The sequence below is a fragment of the Anaerovibrio sp. genome (assembly GCF_051866355.1).
Classification (GTDB): Bacteria; Bacillota; Negativicutes; order Selenomonadales; family Selenomonadaceae; genus Anaerovibrio.
In genome coordinates this window covers 1-1,446 of sequence record NZ_JBJDWZ010000174.1, presented here as the reverse complement: position 1 = coordinate 1,446, position 1,446 = coordinate 1, and the positions used below count along the sequence as shown (strand labels likewise).

Sequence of the window (1,446 nt, the reverse complement as noted above, 5' to 3'; positions counted from 1 at the left end):
GCTACCGGGCGGGATGCCTTCAATGCGATTATTACCGGTGCGATTGTAGCCCAGGGCGGTGCCGCTGTGGCAGTTGCGGTGAAGACCAGGGATGCCAAGAAACGCGCTTTGTATATTTCTTCCGTCATTCCTGCTTTCCTCGGCATTACGGAGCCGGCGATTTTCGGTATCAATCTGCGCTTTATGAAGCCATTCCTCTACGCATTGGCAGGTGGTGCCTTTGCCGGCGGACTTGCCAGCTTTATGCACCTGGCCGGTACAGGCATGGGCATTACGGTGCTGCCGGGAACGCTGCTTTATCTTGACAATCTTCTGCCTTACCTGCTGGTAAATCTGACAGGTTTCGGCATTGCCTTTGGCCTGACCTTTATGCTGTTTACGCCGGAGGAATAATTGAGAAGGGCGGCATGGTGTGCATGCCGCCTTTTGTGATAGCGAAATTATGGTGAATTACAGTGGATTATAGTGACAGGCTTGAAGCTGTCTGAGAAGGATTTGCCGGCTATGGCAGGAAGGGTGTATTGGCATGAGGTATATAAATAAAAATCAAGTTGAGGAAAAATTGCAGACAAGCTATCCGCTGTCCGGCAGGTGGCACAATGGCTTTCATCTGGAAATGCCCTTCGGGCTGATTAATGACCCTAACGGGCTGGCTTTTGCCAATGGTGAGTATCATATTTTTTTCCAGTGGAACCCTGTGGGGTGCGAGCATAAGCATAAATGCTGGGCGTATACGAAGACGAAGGATTTTGCCGTCTACAGCCGTCCGAGGCTGGCCATGCAGCCAACGGACAGCCATGACAAGGATGGCTGCTACTCCGGCTGCGGCTTTGCGGAAAAGGGCGGTGTCAGGGTGCTGTATACCTGCAATGCCAAGGATGAATGCGGAGTGCGTACTCCCGCCCAGAGGCTGGGCACATTGCAGGCCGATGGCACCATCCGCAAGGATGAAATTATTGTGGAAAAAGAGGCGGAGGGCTATACGGCACATTTTCGTGACCCGTACATATTTCAAAGGAATGGCAGGCGGTATTTCGTGCTGGGGGCACAAGATGAGGCGCGGCGCGGCAGGGCTGTGGTTTACAGGGAAGCTGTGCGTCAGAATGGCAGAGGTGACGATGGACGCAGTGATGATGGCAGTGGCGATAATGGCGGCAGAAGTGTCGGTTTTGGATGTGATGGCACCGGTGCCTGGGAATTCCTGGGGGAAATAAGGACGGAATATCCTGATTTTGGCTACATGTGGGAATGTCCGAATCTCTTGCAGTTTGAAACAGGCGATGTGCTATTGTTTTGCCCGCAGGGGCTGGAGCCGGAAGAGCATGCTTTCCAGAACCGTTATCAGAGCGGCTATGTGGCAGGAGCGCTGGATTTGGACGGCATGGTGATGAAGCATGGGGATTTTCATGAGCTGGACAGGGGCTTTGATTTTTATGCGCCGCAGGT

2 protein-coding genes are annotated in these 1,446 nt (G+C 53.0%); both read left to right on the top strand.

The window, feature by feature from the left end; translation table 11 throughout:
- Nucleotides 1-393: PTS transporter subunit EIIC (locus ACI3UA_RS09205; RefSeq protein WP_439724522.1), on the top strand; the 393-nt coding region annotated here is incomplete at its 5' end.
- Between the two features lie 133 nt (nucleotides 394-526).
- A partial coding sequence (locus ACI3UA_RS09200) for a glycoside hydrolase family 32 protein (RefSeq protein WP_439724521.1) occupies nucleotides 527-1,446 on the top strand: 920 nt, incomplete at its 3' end.